Annotated in this window: 19 protein-coding genes; 5 read left to right on the forward strand and 14 right to left on the reverse strand. The window is 63.6% G+C overall.

Annotated elements, in window-relative coordinates; genetic code table 11:
- Positions 1 to 102 precede the first annotated feature (102 nt).
- Entirely contained in the window at positions 103 to 978 is an 876-nt protein-coding gene (locus N4T19_RS11890; protein WP_182343490.1) for an NAD-dependent protein deacetylase, read from the forward strand.
- Between the two features lie 127 nt (positions 979 to 1,105).
- On the forward strand, positions 1,106 to 2,644 hold the full coding sequence (locus N4T19_RS11895; protein ID WP_260718173.1) for a glycosyltransferase family 39 protein: 1,539 nt from the start codon (positions 1,106 to 1,108) through the stop codon (positions 2,642 to 2,644).
- A 59-nt stretch (positions 2,645 to 2,703) separates the two neighbouring features.
- On the opposite strand, the gene hisD is transcribed toward N4T19_RS11895, so the two are convergent.
- From hisD to N4T19_RS11965, 14 genes are all read right to left on the reverse strand, one after another.
- Positions 2,704 to 4,023 (reverse strand): histidinol dehydrogenase, encoded by a 1,320-nt coding sequence (gene hisD / locus N4T19_RS11900; RefSeq protein ID WP_116926423.1) that lies wholly within the window; start codon positions 4,021 to 4,023, stop codon positions 2,704 to 2,706.
- A gap of 62 nt (positions 4,024 to 4,085) precedes the next feature.
- Positions 4,086 to 4,736 carry an ATP phosphoribosyltransferase gene (hisG, locus tag N4T19_RS11905; protein WP_116926546.1) on the reverse strand — a complete coding sequence of 217 codons (651 nt, stop codon included), beginning with the start codon at positions 4,734 to 4,736 and terminating at the stop codon, positions 4,086 to 4,088.
- A 92-nt stretch (positions 4,737 to 4,828) separates the two neighbouring features.
- Positions 4,829 to 5,071 carry a BolA family protein gene (locus N4T19_RS11910; RefSeq protein WP_021026078.1) on the reverse strand — a complete coding sequence of 81 codons (243 nt, stop codon included), beginning with the start codon at positions 5,069 to 5,071 and terminating at the stop codon, positions 4,829 to 4,831.
- A 100-nt stretch (positions 5,072 to 5,171) separates the two neighbouring features.
- Entirely contained in the window at positions 5,172 to 5,927 is a 756-nt protein-coding gene (locus tag N4T19_RS11915) for an ABC transporter permease (RefSeq protein ID WP_021026079.1), read from the reverse strand.
- A complete protein-coding gene (locus tag N4T19_RS11920) occupies positions 5,924 to 6,874 on the reverse strand; it encodes an ABC transporter ATP-binding protein (protein ID WP_021026080.1) in 951 nt (316 codons plus the stop codon). The genes N4T19_RS11915 and N4T19_RS11920 overlap by 4 nt, the downstream gene beginning before the upstream one ends.
- A 55-nt stretch (positions 6,875 to 6,929) precedes the next feature.
- On the reverse strand, positions 6,930 to 7,211 hold the full coding sequence (locus N4T19_RS11925; RefSeq protein ID WP_116926424.1) for an STAS domain-containing protein: 282 nt from the start codon (positions 7,209 to 7,211) through the stop codon (positions 6,930 to 6,932).
- A 3-nt stretch (positions 7,212 to 7,214) separates the two neighbouring features.
- On the reverse strand, positions 7,215 to 7,862 hold the full coding sequence (locus tag N4T19_RS11930; RefSeq protein WP_260718174.1) for an MlaC/ttg2D family ABC transporter substrate-binding protein: 648 nt from the start codon (positions 7,860 to 7,862) through the stop codon (positions 7,215 to 7,217).
- Positions 7,863 to 7,975: 113 nt separating this feature from the next.
- Positions 7,976 to 8,746: an MlaA family lipoprotein gene (locus N4T19_RS11935; protein WP_260718175.1), complete on the reverse strand. Its 771-nt coding sequence runs from the start codon at positions 8,744 to 8,746 to the stop codon at positions 7,976 to 7,978.
- A gap of 24 nt (positions 8,747 to 8,770) precedes the next feature.
- Positions 8,771 to 9,250: an outer membrane lipid asymmetry maintenance protein MlaD gene (gene mlaD / locus N4T19_RS11940; protein WP_116926426.1), complete on the reverse strand. Its 480-nt coding sequence runs from the start codon at positions 9,248 to 9,250 to the stop codon at positions 8,771 to 8,773.
- Between the two features lie 41 nt (positions 9,251 to 9,291).
- Positions 9,292 to 10,074 carry a lipid asymmetry maintenance ABC transporter permease subunit MlaE gene (gene mlaE, locus N4T19_RS11945; RefSeq protein WP_021026085.1) on the reverse strand — a complete coding sequence of 261 codons (783 nt, stop codon included), beginning with the start codon at positions 10,072 to 10,074 and terminating at the stop codon, positions 9,292 to 9,294.
- Positions 10,074 to 10,904, reverse strand: coding sequence for an ABC transporter ATP-binding protein (locus N4T19_RS11950; RefSeq protein WP_260718176.1), 831 nt, complete (start codon positions 10,902 to 10,904; stop codon positions 10,074 to 10,076). Before N4T19_RS11950 ends, mlaE begins: the two co-directional genes overlap by 1 nt.
- Before the next feature lie 272 nt (positions 10,905 to 11,176).
- Entirely contained in the window at positions 11,177 to 11,929 is a 753-nt protein-coding gene (locus N4T19_RS11955; protein ID WP_116926548.1) for an amino acid ABC transporter ATP-binding protein, read from the reverse strand.
- A gap of 93 nt (positions 11,930 to 12,022) precedes the next feature.
- Positions 12,023 to 12,676 carry an amino acid ABC transporter permease gene (locus tag N4T19_RS11960; RefSeq protein WP_021026088.1) on the reverse strand — a complete coding sequence of 218 codons (654 nt, stop codon included), beginning with the start codon at positions 12,674 to 12,676 and terminating at the stop codon, positions 12,023 to 12,025.
- Positions 12,677 to 12,886: 210 nt separating this feature from the next.
- Positions 12,887 to 13,699, reverse strand: coding sequence for an amino acid ABC transporter substrate-binding protein (locus tag N4T19_RS11965; protein ID WP_260718177.1), 813 nt, complete (start codon positions 13,697 to 13,699; stop codon positions 12,887 to 12,889).
- A gap of 257 nt (positions 13,700 to 13,956) precedes the next feature.
- On the opposite strand from N4T19_RS11965, the gene N4T19_RS11970 reads away from it, so the two are divergent.
- The 3 genes from N4T19_RS11970 to N4T19_RS11980 all read left to right on the forward strand — a co-directional run bounded on the left by N4T19_RS11970 (position 13,957) and on the right by N4T19_RS11980 (position 15,416).
- On the forward strand, positions 13,957 to 14,394 hold the full coding sequence (locus tag N4T19_RS11970; RefSeq protein ID WP_182343496.1) for a DUF3293 domain-containing protein: 438 nt from the start codon (positions 13,957 to 13,959) through the stop codon (positions 14,392 to 14,394).
- A 28-nt stretch (positions 14,395 to 14,422) separates the two neighbouring features.
- Positions 14,423 to 14,722, forward strand: coding sequence for a putative quinol monooxygenase (locus N4T19_RS11975; RefSeq protein ID WP_260718178.1), 300 nt, complete (start codon positions 14,423 to 14,425; stop codon positions 14,720 to 14,722).
- Between the two features lie 61 nt (positions 14,723 to 14,783).
- Positions 14,784 to 15,416 (forward strand): LysE family translocator, encoded by a 633-nt coding sequence (locus tag N4T19_RS11980; RefSeq protein ID WP_260718179.1) that lies wholly within the window; start codon positions 14,784 to 14,786, stop codon positions 15,414 to 15,416.
- The last annotated feature ends 50 nt before the right edge of the window (positions 15,417 to 15,466 follow it).

Raw genomic sequence — 15,466 nt, forward strand, 5'->3', positions numbered from 1 at the left:
TACACGAAATTCGTGCAACACGAATTTCGTGTTGATAAACCAGACTGCTGCCATCGGACGTTGCGGCCACTATCATCAGGGCAGCCGACCGAGCCCTCATCCATGCCACTTCTCACCGACCTCCTCCCGCAAGCAGCCGCCTCCACGGATCTGCCAGCCCTGACCCACTTGCTGCAGCACTACCGTCCCTGGACCGTGCTGACCGGCGCGGGCGTGAGCACCGGCAGCGGCATCCCCGACTACCGCGATGCGCAAGGCGCCTGGAAGCGCCCTGCCCCCGTGCGCTTTCAGGACTTCATGGACGAGACGCTCACGCGCCAGCGCTACTGGGCGCGCAGTCTGGTGGGCTGGCCGGTGTTCTCGCAGGCCCAGCCCAATGCCGCGCACCAAGCGCTGGCCCGGTTGGAGCAGGCCGGCTATATCCAAGGCCTGATCACCCAGAACGTCGACGGCCTGCACCAGCGCGCGGGCAGCGCGCGGGTGGTGGATCTGCATGGCCGGCTCGACCAGGTGGTCTGCATGGGCTGCGGTCAGCGCATGGCGCGCGCCGACTTTCAGCACCAGCTGATAACGGCTAACCCCGATTGGCAGCACCTTAGCGCCAGCGCTGCACCCGATGGCGATGCCGATCTGGGCGGTGTGGACTTTGCCGCTTTTCAGGTACCGGCCTGCTCCACCTGCGGCGGCATCCTCAAGCCCGATGTCGTCTTCTATGGAGAAAACGTACCTGCCGCACGCCGCCAGGAAGCCATGAACCACCTGGCCGCCAGCGGCGCGCTGCTGGTGGTGGGCAGCTCCTTGATGGTCTATTCAGGCCTGCGCTTTGTGCATGCCGCCAAGCAAGCGGGCCTGCCGGTCGCGGCCATCAACCTGGGCCAGATGCGCGATGACGCACTGCTGGACCTGAAGCTGGCCCAGGCCTGCGCGCCCGCACTCAGCAGCCTGGCCGATCTGCTGGCACCCGCCCGCAGCGACTGACATTGCCAGCAACCCCAACCCACGACGGGGGCCCCGCAACGGTAGAGGGGGCCGATAGCCTGCAGCTACACTAGCGGGCTTTACCCAGCCCGTGCCCCAGCGCTGCCAAGCCCCCTTTGCCCACTGCATGTCTCCTGCCTCCATCCCCCACCCCCAGCCGCACGACCACCAGAAAGCGCTGCGCCTCATGCTCGCCTTTGCCTGCCTGTACGCACTGGCCTGGACGCTCGTGCCGCCGCTGCTCGCCCCCAGCTTTCCGCTGGATGTGGTCGAGAGCCTGGGCTGGGGCCGTGAATGGCAATGGGGCTACTACAAGCACCCGCCGCTCCCCCCCATTGCGCTGCATGCGTCCTTCTTGGCGCTGGGCCGCTGGGGCCCGTTTGCGCTGAGCCAGCTGTGCGTGGCGCTGACCTTGGGGCTGGTCTGGCTGACGGCCTGCCGCCTGGTCGGGCGCGAGCGCGCCTTTATCGGCACGGTGCTGACGATGGGCGTGGTCTTCTACACCCGGCCCGCGCTGGAGTTCAACCACAACATTGCGCAGATGCCGTTTTGGGCAGGTATCTGCTACTTCTATCTGGCCGCCTGGCAGGACGACAAGCGCTGGCAATGGCTGCTGCTGGGCCTGATGGCCGGCCTGGGGCTGCTGAGCAAATACTCCATCGGCTTGCTGCTGCTCTGCCTGGGTCTATTTACCGTGCTGAGCCCGGCACGCAGCCTGCTGCGCCGTCCAGGCCCCTGGCTGGCCTTGCTGGTGATGGCGCTGGTGTTTGCGCCGCACCTGCTTTGGCTGCATAGCAACGACTGGCTGCCTTTCTCCTATGCCAAGGACCGTTCCAACAGCTCCGGAGAATCGCCGCGCGCAGGCGCGCTGGGCTTTTTGCTGACCCAGCTGCTCAACCACCTGCCGCTGCTGCTGGTGCTGCTGTTTGCCTACTTGCGGCTGCGCTGGTCCAAGCTGCGGCCTGCCGTATCTGCCCCCTGGCAGTGGCACAGCGCCAAGCCCGCCTACCTGTGCCTCATCGCACTGGCCCCAGGCTTGCTGCTGGCCACGCTGGGCATGGGCCTGGGCTTGCGCCTGCGCGATATGTGGGGGGTGCCGATGTGGCCTTTCAGTGGCGTGCTGGCTGCGGCGCTGATCCCCAGCGCCTGGCTCGCGCCCATGCGCCCCTACCTGTTGCGCGGCACCATGGTGTGGCTCACGGTGATTTCTGTGCTCTGCGGCCTGTACCTGTGGAAGATCTCGGACTTCCGCAAGAGCCCCGTGCGCAGCGATTGGCCCGCTGCCGCGCTGGCGCAGCAGGCTGAGGCCACTTGGGATTCGCTGTCGAGCTGCCCACTCGATACCGTGGCCAGCGATGCCTGGACCGGTGGCCTCGTCGCCATCGGCGCCAAAAGCCAGCCCTCGGTGCTGATCCCGGGCGACCCGCGCCATTCGCCCTGGGCCACGGCCGATCGCCTGCAGCAGCATGGCGCGCTGCGGATCTGGCAGTTGGAAGAGGATGCGGATCGGGATGCCCCCACTGGGCCCTACCCGGTGCTCGATAGACTGCAAGGCATGCGCCTGCATGAGGGCGAATGGGTCATTCCCTGGCCCCGGGGCCAGAGCCGTGCGGACCTGGTGGTGCAATGGCGCGCCTATGTGCCGGCGGCCTGCCAGCGGCGTTGATCACCGCTCTGCTTGCTCTGCCCCAGCCGTTTTGACCCAGGGAAGCAGGCGAGCGATGCTTAGCGCTTGATCCGCATCTCGGCTGCGCGCGCGTGGCCTTGCAGGCCTTCGCCATAGGCCAGCACCGCGGCAGTCTTGCCCAGCACCTGGGCGCCCGCCTCGCTCACCTCGATCAGGCTGGAGCGCTTTTGGAAGTCATAGACGCCCAGCGGCGACGAGAAACGCGCGGTGCCGCTGGTGGGCAGCACATGGTTGGGGCCTGCGCAGTAGTCGCCCAGGCTTTCGCTGGTGTAGGCGCCCAGAAAGATCGCGCCCGCATGTTTGAGCAGGGGCTCCCAGCGGTGCGGATCGCGGCTGGAGACTTCCAGGTGCTCGGGCGCAATGCGGTTGCTCAGCGCGCAGGCCTCTTCCATGTCACGCGTGAGGATCAGTGCGCCCCGGTCGGACAGGCTCTTGGCGATGATGGCCTTGCGCGGCATCTCGGGCAGCAGGCGGTCGATTTCGCGCTGCACAGCATCCAGGTAGGCGGCATCGGGGCACAGCAGAATCGACTGCGCCAGTTCATCGTGCTCGGCCTGCGAGAAAAGATCCATCGCCACCCAGTCGGGCGGCGTCGAGCCATCGGCCAGCACCAGAATTTCGCTGGGGCCGGCAATCATGTCGATGCCCACCAGGCCGAACACGCGCTTTTTGGCGCTGGCCACATAGGCATTGCCCGGGCCGGTGATCTTGTCCACCTTGGGGATGGTGGCCGTGCCGTAGGCCAGCGCCGCCACGGCCTGCGCACCGCCAATGGTGAAGGCGCGGTGCACGCCCGCCACATAGGCCGCAGCCAGCACCAGCGGGTTCTTCACACCCTGGGGCGTGGGCACCACCATGATGATGTCCTCCACACCCGCCACATGGGCCGGGATGGCATTCATCAGCACGCTGCTGGGGTAGGCGGCCTTGCCGCCTGGCACATAGATGCCCACGCGGTCGAGCGGCGTGACTTTCTGGCCCAGCAAGGTGCCGTCTTCGTCGCGGTAGCTCCAGCTCTCGCCATTGGCCTTTTTCTGGGCCTCGTGGTAGCTGCGCACGCGGCGCGCAGCCGATTCAAGCGCCTCGCGCTGCTCAGTGGGCAGGCCCTCAAAGGCGGCCTTGAGCTCTTGCTTGCTCAACTCCAGCGCAGCCATGCTGCTGACCTGCAGGCCATCAAAGCGCGCGGTGTAATCCAGCACAGCGGCATCGCCGCGCTTTTGCACGTCCGCCAGGATATCGGCCACCCGCTGCTCGATGGCAGCATCCGTGTCCGCCGACCAATGCAGGCGCTGAGCGAAGTCATGCTCGAACTGGGCATCGGTGGTTGACAGACGGGCGGGAGCGGCAACGAATTCCATAGTGAATACCTTCTGACTCAGACACTTTTCAAACAGGCAAGTGCCAGCCTGAGAGCGGATGCTTAAACCGGGGCAGTTTGGGCAACACCCGCAGCAAACACATCAATGATATGGCGCAGGCGCTTTTGCTTGAGCTTGAGCGCCGCCTGGTTCACCACCAGGTGCGAGCTGATGTCGATAATGTGCTCGACTTCCTGCAGGTGGTTGGCGCGCAGGGTATTGCCGGTGCTCACCAGGTCGACGATGGCATCGGCCAGACCCGTCAGCGGCGCCAGCTCCATGCTGCCGTAGAGCTTGATCAGGTCCACGTGCACGCCCTTGCGCGCAAAGAACTCGCGCGCAATCTGCGGGTACTTGGTGGCCACGCGCAGACGCGCGCCGCGCTTGACGGCCTGGGCGTAGTCAAAATCATTGCGCACCGCCACGCTCACACGGCACTTGGCGATCTGCAGATCGAGCGGCTGGAACAGGCCCTCGCCGCCGTGCTCGAGCAAGGTGTCCTTGCCGGTCACGCCCAGGTCCGCGCCGCCGTACTGCACATAGGTGGGCACATCGGAGGCGCGCACCAGCACCACCTGCACATCGGGCTGGGTGGTGGCAAAAATCAGCTTGCGCGATTTCTCGGGGTCTTCGAGCACCTCGATGCCTGCAGCGGCCAACAGTGGCAGGGTTTCGTCAAAAATGCGGCCTTTGGAGAGGGCCAAGGTGATCATGGTGGTGTTGTCCATGGGGGCACTTTCGCCAGCGGCAGCCTGCGCATCCATGCCGGATGGGGCTGGGCCAGCCTGGGTTGAAACAAGAAAAATCAGGCCTGCTGGGCAGCCCACTCGGCAGGGGTATGCGTCTTCATCGACAGCGCATGCACCTCATCGGTATGCATCTTCTGGCCCAGGGTCGCGTAGACCAGCTGATGGCGCTGGATCAAACGCTTGCCTTCAAAGGCGGGCGACACGATGGTGGCAAACCAGTGGCGGCCGTCGCCCTCCAGCGCAATATGTTCGCAGGCCAGGCCGGCGGTGATGATGTCTTTGAGGTCCTCAGCAGTCATTGCACGCTCTCACTTAGTCGGTTCGAAATGCCTGCCAGCCGCTCCGTGGGGCGGGCTGCTGGCCAGGCGACTGCAGCCGCGCGGGCTGCAGCAGGGTTCATCAGTTGCGGATCTTGTAGCCGGTGCGCAGCAGCTGCACCGCCAATGCACTCACCAGCAGCCAGGCAACGGCCACAATGCCCAGGCTCAGCCAGGGCGAGGTGTCGCTCTGGCCAAAAAAGCCGTAGCGAAAACCATCAATCATGTAGAAGAACGGGTTCAGGTGGCTGACCTTTTGCCAGAACGGGGGCAGCGACTGGATCGAATAGAACACGCCCGACAGAAAGGTCATCGGCACGATCACAAAGTTCTGGAACGCCGCCATCTGGTCAAACTTGTCTGCCCACAGGCCCGCCAGCAGGCCCAGGGTGCCCATCAGGCCTGCACCCAGCACGGCAAACATCAGCACCCAGGGCAGCGATGCAAAATGCGGCGGCGCGAAGAACAAGGTGATCACATAGACACCCAGGCCGACGGCTAGACCCCGCACGATGGAGGCGCCGACAAAGGCAAAGAACCAGCCCCAGTGCGACAGCGGCGTCAGCAGAACAAACACCAGGCTGCCCATAATCTTGCTTTGCACCAGACTCGACGAGCTATTGGCAAAGGCGTTTTGCAGCAGGCTCATCATCACCAGTCCCGGCACCAGAAAGGCGGTGTAGCTGACATCGCTGAACACGGTCACGCGGCCTTGCAGCACATGGCCAAAGATCAGCAGGTAGAGCACGGCGGTCAGCACCGGCGCGGCCACGGTCTGGAAGCTCACCTTCCAAAAACGCAGCACTTCTTTGTAAAACAGGGTTTGCCAGCCGCTCATCGTGCCACTCCCGCACCCAGTTGCGTGGTGGCATGGTCCACCACGGCATCGCGCGCCATCACTTGCAAGAACACATCCTCCAGATCCGCGCGGCGGATCTCCAGGTCTTCGACCACCACGCCTGCCGTGCGCAGCTGGGCAAGGATGCGCTCCACATCCGCTGCGCTGCTGGCGGGCAGCTGCACAATGCGGCCGGTGATGCGCGCCTGTGCGGCCAGATCGGCCGGCAGCAGGCCATCGGTCTTGAACTGCAGCACGTTCGAGGAGCTGCCCTGCAGCAGCTCGGCCATCGTCGACAGCGCCACCACATGGCCCGAGCGCAGCATCGCAATGCGGTTGCACAGCGCCTCGGCCTCTTCCAGGTAGTGGGTGGTGAGCAGCACCGTATGGCCTTGCTTGTTGAGCTTGCTGACGAACTGCCACAAGGTCTGGCGCAGTTCCACATCAACGCCGGCCGTGGGCTCATCGAGCACGATGATCGGCGGCTTGTGCACCAGCGCCTGGGCGACGAGCACGCGGCGCTTCATGCCGCCGCTCAGCTGGCGCATATTGGCCGTGGCCTTGTCGGCCAGACCCAGGCTCTCGAGCAGCTCATCGATCCAGGCATCGTTGTTCTTGACACCGAAATAGCCCGATTGGATGCGCAGCGATTCGCGCACATTGAAAAACGGGTCAAAAACCAGCTCCTGCGGCACGATACCGAGCTTGCGGCGCGCGTTGGCGTAATCCTCGCGCACATCGCTGCCCAGCACCTTGACGGAGCCGCTGCTGGCGCGGGCCAGGCCGGCCAGAATGCTGATCATGGTGGTCTTGCCCGCGCCGTTGGGCCCGAGCAGGCCAAAGAACTCCCCTTCCTCGATATCGAGGCTGACGTTGTTCAATGCCTGGAAGGGCCCCTTGGCGGTCTGGTAGACCTTGGAGACGGATTGGAATGCGATGGCGGACATGAGTCGGCCATTGTAGGCGCAGCGGCCAGATGGCGCTGTCCTGGGGATTCAACGCTCAGCCGGCAGTGGTCAGCAGGCCATCGACACCATAGAGGCGCGCCAGCGACAGCACGGGCGCTGATACGCCACGCATCTCAAAGGGCCGGCCAGCCCCCAGTGCCGCGCGCCGGCTACCCAGCATCACGGCCAGCGCCGATGAGTCAAACACCGCCAAGGCGCTGGCATCGATCTGCACCGCAGCGCCCGCCGGCAGCTGCGCAATGCCCGCCTGCAAGTGCTGCAGGCAGGCCTGGGCCTCATCATGGGTCAGGGTCGAAGGCAGGCTGAGCGCGGCCATGGCTTACTTGCCTGCGTTGGCCTTGTTGCGGGCAGCGATGGAGTCGATCAAGGTCTGTGGGCTGCCACCGGGCTTGTTCAGCTCTTCCTGGAACTGGTTGCGGTAGGTCTCCACCATCCAGATGCCCATGACATTGAGGTTATAGATCTTCCAGCCCATGCCCTGGCCGGGGGTCTTGACCAGGCGGTAGTCCAGCTGGATCGGGTCACCCCGGCCCAGGATCTCAGAGCGCACCACGACTTCCTTGTCAGCGGGCTGCATGCGCACCGGCTTGACGCTGATGGTCTGGTCGCTCACCTGGTGCAGCGCACCGGCGTAGGTGTTGACCATCAGCTTCTTGAACTCATCTTGCAATTGCTGCTGCTGGGTGGCCGTCGCGGTACGCCACTTGGGGCCTACGGCCGAGGCCATCATGCGGCGGAAATCCACATTGGGCATGACCACGCTGTCGACATACGAGGTGATCTTGGAGACATCACCACCCCGGATGGACTGGTCGGTCTTCAAGGTGCTCAGCACTTCGTCCGAGAGCTGCTTGATCATCGCGTCGGGCGCCATGTCTGCTGCGCTGGCCGCCAGCGGGGCCGATGCCATGCAAGCCACTGCAGCCCATGCGGCGGAGTACTGCACCCATGCTCGACGATTCATCATATGCGTTCCTTTCAGCCGGTGTCTGCCATTCAGACTCGGACCATTTTTGATTCTGAGGCAGACACGCAGTTGCATGCACCACCCTATTTCTTGTAAGCCTTTATAACGGCGGCTTATTTGACGCGGCCCTGGGGCTGGGGGTCGGCTGCCGACTCATTCATCCACTGCGTCTCGTCCTCTTCCTCGCCCGCCTCGGTGGCATTTTGGCGCAGCTGCAGGTAGGCGTCACGGGTGAAGCTGTACTTGTCGAGCGCTGCGGACTGCACCAGCGACGTGGTGCCCAGCAGGTTGGCCCGGGTGTTGACAATGCGCAGACCGGTCAGCGAGTTGCGCACGGGCACATCGTTGATCGAGCTGACCACATTGCCCTGCCAGTCCACCACCATGCCGGCGGAATCGCGGATCGTCGAGGGGCCCAGCAAAGGCCAGACGATGTAGGCGCCCGCAGGCATGCCATAGCGCGCCATCGTCAGGCCAAAGTCCTGCTTGTGGCGCTCGATGTCCATTTCGCTGGCGATATCGATCAGACCACCCAGACCGAAGACGGTGTTGGTGGTAAAGCGCACCACGCTGTTGTAGGTGCCCTCACCCTTGAGCTGCAGCGCGTTGTTCACGGCTGACCACAGGTCGCCGAGGTTGGCGAAGAAGTTGGTCACGGCGGTGCGCACCACGGTCGGCGTCACATCGCGGTAGCCGGTGGCCACGGGCTCGAGCACCGCGCTGTCGACGGCATCGTTGAAGCTGAACACCGCCCGGTTGTAGGGCTCCAGCGGGTCGCGGGGGTTGGCGCCAGGGCCGCTGGCACAGCCGGTCAGCACCATAGCCAGACCCAGGGAAGAAGCCAGCACCCAGGTGCGGCCTTGGAGGTGGAGTGGATAACGCATCATCGTTCTCGTTTTTTGCTTGTGTTATTCGGCAGCCTTGGGTGCGGAGCTCTCCGAGGCCTTGCCATACAGGAACTGGCCGATCAGATTTTCCAGCACGATGGCCGATTGTGTATTGGTGACGGTATCACCACTGGCCAAGGGCTTTTCATCAAAGCCGGCCTCAACGCCCACGTACTGGTCGCCCAGCAGGCCGCTGGTCAGGATCTTGAACGAGCTGTCCTTGGGGAAGGCATAGCCATTGGCCAGCTCGATGTGGACATCGGCCTGGAAGGTCTGGTCATTGAAGCCGATGCTTTTGACACGGCCAACCTTCACACCGGCGCTGCGCACGGCCGCCTGGGGCTTCAAGCCGCCAATGTTGTCAAAGCGGGCGGTGACTTCATAGCCTTTGTTGAAATCCAGGGTCAGCAGGTTGCCTGCGCGCAGCGCCAGGAACACCAGCGCCGCAGCACCCAGCATGACAAACAGGCCAACCCAGATATCGGTTTTGGAGGGCTGCATATGCGAATCCGTTTCTCTTTTCACTATCTATAGGGCAGGCGTCAGATGCTGAACATCATTGCCGTGAGCATGAAATCCAGCGCCAACACCGACAACGAAGCCATGACCACGGTGCGCGTGGTGGCACGCGAGACACCTTCGGGGGTGGGCTTGGCGACAAAGCCTTGAAGCAAGGCGACAAAGGTCACCGTGATGCCGAACACGATGCTCTTGATCACGCCGTTGCCCAGATCCTGGAACACATCGACACCGCTTTGCATCTGGCCCCAGAAAGCGCCGCCATCGATGCCCAGCATCAATACGCCAACAATCCATCCGCCCATGATGCCGACGGCGCTGAACACGGCCGCCAGCAACGGCATCGCAATCAGGCCCGCCCAAAAGCGCGGCGCCAGAATGCGCTCGATCGGATTGACGGCCATCATCTCCATGGCCGAGAGCTGCTCGCCCGCCTTCATCAGGCCAATCTCGGCGGTCAATGCGGTGCCTGCACGCCCGGCAAACAGCAGCGCCGTCACCACCGGGCCCAGCTCACGCAGCAAGGTCAAAGCCACCATCATGCCCACGGCCTCGGCCGAGCCGTAGCGCTGCAGGATGTAGTAGCCCTGCAGCCCCAGCACAAAGCCGACGAAGAGGCCCGAGACGCCAATGATGGCCAGCGAATAATTGCCCAAAAAGTGGATCTGGTCGCGCAGCAGGCCCGGGCGCTTGAGCACATAGCCCAGCCCGGCGACCAGGCGCAGCAGCAGGCGCGTGGCCTGGCCTACTGCCGCAGCCTTGGAGCGCAGCGCAAAACCGATATCAGCAGGGTGCCACCAACGCATCAGCGGCCTCCCTTCTTGACGGCGCCAGGACCAAAATCTTCATCGATGCTGGGCCCTTGCACATGGAAAGGCACCGGCCCCTGCGCCAGCGCGTTGACAAACTGGTGCACGAGCGGATCGCTGCTGGCACGCACCTCATCGGGCGTACCCTGCGCGGCCACGACGCCGGGGCCCAGGATGATCACCTGGTCGGCCAGCTTAAAGGTCTCTTCCAGATCGTGCGAGACGATGATGCTGGTCAGGCCCAGCGCGTCGTTGAGTTCGCGGATCAGCTGGGCCGAGGTGCCCAGCGAAATCGGGTCCAGCCCGGCAAAGGGCTCGTCGTACATGATGAATTCCGGGTCCAGCGCCATCGCACGGGCCAGCGCCACGCGCCGGGCCATGCCGCCGGAGATCTGCGAGGGCATCAACTCGCGCGCGCCGCGCAGGCCCACGGCCTGCAGCTTCATCAGCACAATGTCGCGCACCATCGCATCGCACAGTTGGGTGTGTTCGCGCAGCGGAAAGGCCACGTTCTCGAACACCGTCATATCGGTGAACAGCGCACCAAACTGGAACAGCATGCCCATGCGGCGCCGCGCGGCATAGAGCTGCGCCTGGCTCATCGCACCCACATCCTGGCCGTCGAGCAGCACCTGGCCGGCCTGGGCGCGGGCCTGGCCGCCAATCAGGCGCAGCACCGTGGTTTTGCCGCCACCGGATGCGCCCATCAGCGCGGTCACCTTCCCGCGTGGGATGGTCAGCGACACATCACGCAAGATGGTGCGGTCACCATAGCCAAAGGTGACATTGCGCAGTTCGACAAGAGGTGGTGAGGCAGAAGATTGCATAGAAAAGCCGGCAACATCCGGCATCGTCATCATAAGAGGGGGCAGGGCTCTTTTCTGTAGTCAGTTGCCGCAGCGCAAACCGTCAAGCTTACCGCTTGTAACAAACATTCATGAATGTATTTATATAGCCAGATCGTAACCCGGACGGGCTAAGCCCCGCAAGGCAACAGGCTATTGCAGTCGCTTGCGTGATCGGGCCAGCCTACAGCATCGCACGGGCGGCTTCTTGGCCAGTTGTTCACAGCGTCAACAACGATGAGAAGCGCCCGTGATTAGAGCATATTGTCCAAAAAGGAACGAATGCGGGGGTGGCTGCAGTCTTCAAAGAACGCGCGGGCGGGCTTGGCCTCGATCAGGGCGCCCTGGTCCATGAACACCACGGTATTGGCCACCTCGCGGGCAAAGCCCATCTCATGGGTGACCACGAGCATGGTCATGTGCTCCTCGGCCAGCTGACGCATGGTGCGCAGCACCTCGCCCGTCAGCTCCGGGTCCAGCGCCGAAGTGGGCTCGTCAAACAGCATGATGTCCGGCTCCATCGCCAGCGCCCGGGCAATGGCCACGCGCTGCTTCTGGCCGCCCGACAGGCGCGCAGGATAGGCATCGGCTTTCTCCAGCAGGCCCACCTTGCGCAGCAGCTCTTGGGCCTTGGGCATGATCTGCTCGCGCGTCAGGCCCTTGACGACCATCGGCGCCTCGGTGATGTTGTCGATCACCGACAGATGCGGGAACAGGTTGAAGCCCTGGAACACCATGCCCATGCGGCGCAAAATGGCGCGCATCTGGGCCTCGGGTGCGTACTGGGCCTGTCCCTGGGCATTGGTGCGGACGAGGGTCTGGCCCTCGACCACGACCGAGCCTGAATCGATCACCTCGAGGTGGTTCAAGCAGCGCAAAAAGGTGCTCTTGCCCGAGCCAGACGGCCCGATCACCGCCATCACTTCGCCCTTGTGGATATCGAGCGAGACGCGCTTGAGCACCTCGTTGCCGTTGAAGGCCTTGCAGATATCACGCGCCTGCACCATCACTGGGGTGGTGCCCATGTCATTGCCTGTCATCGCCATTCTCCTGCGCTGTTCGCCATTGCCGCTTCACACCCACCCATCGCCAGCCACCACTTATGCGTCGTATTTGGCATAGCGCTTTTCCAGGCGGTTGAAGCCCCAGGTCAGCACCAGGGTCATCAGCAGGTAGAAGGCGGCCGCCACCACAAAGGGCGTGGTCGTGAAGTCGCGCTGCACAATACCGCGCGCGGCGCGCAGCAGGTCGTTGAGGGCGAGCACATAGATCAGCGACGTGTCCTTGACCAGGGTGATGGTCTCGTTGCTGACCGGCGGCAGGATGGTGCGCACCATCTGCGGCAGCACAATGCGGCGCATGGTCTGGCTGTAGGACAGGCCCAGCACCTTCGCGCCTTCATACTGGCCCCGGTCCACGCTCTGGATACCGGCGCGGAAGATCTCGGCAAAATAGGCCGCATAGTTCAGCGCGAATGCCACCACAGCCGAGGGGAAGTCCGGCAGGCGCACGCCGATCACCGGCACAAAGGGCAGCGCGAAATAGATGAACAGCAGCTGCAGCATCAGCGGCGTGCCGCGCATCAGCCAGATATAGGCCTCGACAAAGCGCGCCAGCGCCTTGAAGCGCGAGATGCGCGCCAAGGCCAGCGCCAGACCCAGTGGCACCGACAGCGCCAGAGTGATGAAAAACAGCTTGAGAGTCACCAGGGCGCCGTTGGACAGCGGCCCCAGCATTGAAATTACATAATCCATCGATGGCCTTCAGGGTGGCAGCGGCTTCGCGGGCCTCGCTGCCACAGGCACGAGCGCCGCTGGAACCTGTTGGCGTTCCTGGTCTGGCGCTCCTGTCATAAAAATCCGTTCTGGCCGCCGGGCAGCGCCCTGCGCTGCGGCGGCCATGGGCTGCGCCCAAAAGCACAAGACCGGCACGCTGTGCCGGCCCGGTGCAAAGTCACACGCAGATCAGTGCTTGATCACGTCGGCGCCAAACCACTTCTTGGCGATTTCTTCGGCCTTGCCGTCCTTCTTCATCTCAGACAGCACGTCGTTGATCTTGTTGCGGGTGGCTTCGTCGTCCTTGCGGAAGCCCACGCCATAGTCTTCGGTGCCAAAGTCTTCGGCCAGCACAACATAGTTGTCAGGCTTCTTGGAGACCAGGTAACGGCCCACTACTTCGTCCACCACCACAACGTCCAGACGGCCAGCTTCCACATCCATCAGCGCAGCGATGTTGTCGCCAAACAGCTTGGTTTCCTTGAACTGGGAGGACAGCTCCTTGTCCTTTTCCATCGCGGTCACGGCGCTGGAGCCTTCCTGGGCACCAACGATCTTGCCGGCCATGTCGGCCTTGGTCTTGATGGGCGAGCCGGCCTTGACGATGATGATCTGCTTGTTGACCATGTAGGGGTCGGTGAAGAGGATCTTTTCCTTGCGCTCTTCCAGAATGGTCAGGCCATTCCACAGTGCATCGACGCGCTTGCCCAGCAGCTCGGCTTCCTTGGCGTTCCAGTCGATGGGCTTGAATTCCACTTCGATGCCAGCGCGCTTGGCCGCTTCGCGGGCCATGTCGATGTCAAAGCCCACGATTTCGTTCTTCTCGTCACGGAAACCCATCGGCGGGAAGTTGTCGTCCAGACCCACCACCAGCTTGGTGACCGCCGCCGCAACAGGCGCGGGCGCGGGTGCTTCAGCCGCAGGCTTGGGCGCATCATTCTTGCCGCAAGCGGTGAGCAAGGTAGTCAGCGCCAGGGTGGCAACGAAAGAACGTTTTTTCATGTGTCTCAACCAAAGAGAAAGACAAAATAAGAGCACTTGGCTTGTTTTGTACAAGCATCAGCGTGCAGGCGAATCGCGTATTGTCTCCGATCACACGAAATTCGTGTCGCTCGTGTGGAAAACTCTGCCGGCCTAGTCGGACGTCCGCAAGCCGCTACGATTGCTGCCCCGGCCGCCGCGTGGCGACCAAGGCATCTCGGTATCACGGCTTTTTTTGCCGCGCGTGCATGATTGACAACACTGGCGGCCCCTTATTTATGACCACCCTCTCGCCCGAACTGCGCAAGGCTTTTGAAGAAACCCAGTACCACGTGCTGAACCAGGCCCCTTTCATCCTGCAGCTGGGCCAGGCCCAGGCGGCGCTCGGTGCCCTCTACCAGCAGCACCAGACCGACTGCAGCTGCTTCATCACCGCCTTCAACCCCATGGGCGAGCTGCTGGACAAGGACGAGAACATCGAGCGCCATGCCCAATTGGGCCGCGCGCTGGGCGCTGCCGGCTTTGCCGCGCTGCCCGCCGTTGCCCAGCACCCGGCCAACGGCTGGCCGGCCGAGCCGGGTTTTCTGGTCATCGGCATGGGTCGGGACGATGCCCAGCGCTGGGCCGCGCAGTGGGAGCAACTGGCGGTGGTATGGACCAGTGCCGACATGGTGCCCCAGCTGCTGGAAACCCGGGTGCCCGGCTGGATGCGCTGATCCCCATGACCGACTGAGAGGAAAACCCATGCTGTTGATCATTGGTACCGTGCGCCTGCCCGCCGCGAACCTGGAACGCGCCCTGCCCGCCATGCGAGCGATGGTGGAAGCCTCACGCGCCGAGCCTGGCTGCCTGGAATATGGCTACGCCCAGGATGTGCTGGTGCCCGGGCTGATCCACGTCAAGGAGCTCTGGAGCGACCAGGCCGCGCTCGATGCGCATTTTGCCTCCAGCCATATCCAGGCCTGGCGCGCTGCCTGGCCTGCGCTGGAGATTGGCGAGCGCGATCTGCGCGTCTATGAGGTGGGCGCGCCGCGCAGCACCTGATGGTCAGTGGGCGCCGTCCTGTCCAACCACCCTCTTGCACTGCAATGTAGTGCCCGCGCCCATGCCTGAAATTCACAACTGGCTCGCCTTCGCTCTCATTTCCCTGGGCATGGTCCTGACGCCCGGGCCCAATATGGTCTATCTCATTTCCCGCTCCATATGCCAAGGGCGCGGTGCAGGCTTGATCTCGCTGGGCGGTGTGGCCCTGGGCTTTGTGTTCTACATGCTGTGCGCGGCGCTGGGTATCACCGCGCTGGTGATGGCCATCCCCTACGCCTACGACGCACTGCGCATTGGTGGCGCGTTGTACCTGCTGTACCTAGCCTGGCAGGCGGTCAAGCCCGGAGGGCGCTCCCCGTTCGAGCTGCGCCAGTTGCCGCAGGACAGCCCACGCAAGCTGTTTGCGATGGGTTTTCTGACCAACCTGCTCAACCCCAAGATTGCCGTGATGTACCTGTCACTGCTGCCGCAGTTTATCGATCCCGCACATGGCAGCGTTTTTTCGCAGTCCCTGGTGCTGGGTTTCACACAGATTGTGGTCAGCGTCAGCGTGAATGCCGCCATTGCGATGCTGGCCGGCTCGATCGCTGGGTTTCTGGCCAGCCGCCCCAGTTGGGTACAGATGCAGCGCTGTTTGATGGGCACGGTGCTCGCGGGCCTGGCGCTGCGCATGTTGACCGAGGCCCGCAAATAAAACAGGCGCCACAGCCCGGGGTGGGCGGCAGCGCCTGGCAGAAATCCGCG

Origin of the sequence: Comamonas squillarum (assembly GCF_025309455.1) — a bacterium.
Classification (GTDB): domain Bacteria; phylum Pseudomonadota; class Gammaproteobacteria; order Burkholderiales; family Burkholderiaceae_C; genus Comamonas; species Comamonas squillarum.

What these genes read in the sequence shown, in the direction of transcription:
- N4T19_RS11890 (WP_182343490.1), top strand. Translation starts at nt 103, where the DNA reads ATGCCACTTCTCACCGACCTCCTCCCGCAAGCAGCCGCCTCCACGGAT.
- N4T19_RS11895 (WP_260718173.1), top strand. Translation starts at nt 1,106, where the DNA reads ATGTCTCCTGCCTCCATCCCCCACCCCCAGCCGCACGACCACCAGAAA.
- hisD (WP_116926423.1), bottom strand. Translation starts at nt 4,023, where the DNA reads ATGGAATTCGTTGCCGCTCCCGCCCGTCTGTCAACCACCGATGCCCAG.
- hisG (WP_116926546.1), bottom strand. Translation starts at nt 4,736, where the DNA reads ATGATCACCTTGGCCCTCTCCAAAGGCCGCATTTTTGACGAAACCCTG.
- N4T19_RS11910 (WP_021026078.1), bottom strand. Translation starts at nt 5,071, where the DNA reads ATGACTGCTGAGGACCTCAAAGACATCATCACCGCCGGCCTGGCCTGC.
- N4T19_RS11915 (WP_021026079.1), bottom strand. Translation starts at nt 5,927, where the DNA reads ATGAGCGGCTGGCAAACCCTGTTTTACAAAGAAGTGCTGCGTTTTTGG.
- N4T19_RS11920 (WP_021026080.1), bottom strand. Translation starts at nt 6,874, where the DNA reads ATGTCCGCCATCGCATTCCAATCCGTCTCCAAGGTCTACCAGACCGCC.
- N4T19_RS11925 (WP_116926424.1), bottom strand. Translation starts at nt 7,211, where the DNA reads ATGGCCGCGCTCAGCCTGCCTTCGACCCTGACCCATGATGAGGCCCAG.
- N4T19_RS11930 (WP_260718174.1), bottom strand. Translation starts at nt 7,862, where the DNA reads ATGATGAATCGTCGAGCATGGGTGCAGTACTCCGCCGCATGGGCTGCA.
- N4T19_RS11935 (WP_260718175.1), bottom strand. Translation starts at nt 8,746, where the DNA reads ATGCGTTATCCACTCCACCTCCAAGGCCGCACCTGGGTGCTGGCTTCT.
- mlaD (WP_116926426.1), bottom strand. Translation starts at nt 9,250, where the DNA reads ATGCAGCCCTCCAAAACCGATATCTGGGTTGGCCTGTTTGTCATGCTG.
- mlaE (WP_021026085.1), bottom strand. Translation starts at nt 10,074, where the DNA reads ATGCGTTGGTGGCACCCTGCTGATATCGGTTTTGCGCTGCGCTCCAAG.
- N4T19_RS11950 (WP_260718176.1), bottom strand. Translation starts at nt 10,904, where the DNA reads ATGCAATCTTCTGCCTCACCACCTCTTGTCGAACTGCGCAATGTCACC.
- N4T19_RS11955 (WP_116926548.1), bottom strand. Translation starts at nt 11,929, where the DNA reads ATGGTGCAGGCGCGTGATATCTGCAAGGCCTTCAACGGCAACGAGGTG.
- N4T19_RS11960 (WP_021026088.1), bottom strand. Translation starts at nt 12,676, where the DNA reads ATGGATTATGTAATTTCAATGCTGGGGCCGCTGTCCAACGGCGCCCTG.
- N4T19_RS11965 (WP_260718177.1), bottom strand. Translation starts at nt 13,699, where the DNA reads ATGAAAAAACGTTCTTTCGTTGCCACCCTGGCGCTGACTACCTTGCTC.
- N4T19_RS11970 (WP_182343496.1), top strand. Translation starts at nt 13,957, where the DNA reads ATGACCACCCTCTCGCCCGAACTGCGCAAGGCTTTTGAAGAAACCCAG.
- N4T19_RS11975 (WP_260718178.1), top strand. Translation starts at nt 14,423, where the DNA reads ATGCTGTTGATCATTGGTACCGTGCGCCTGCCCGCCGCGAACCTGGAA.
- N4T19_RS11980 (WP_260718179.1), top strand. Translation starts at nt 14,784, where the DNA reads ATGCCTGAAATTCACAACTGGCTCGCCTTCGCTCTCATTTCCCTGGGC.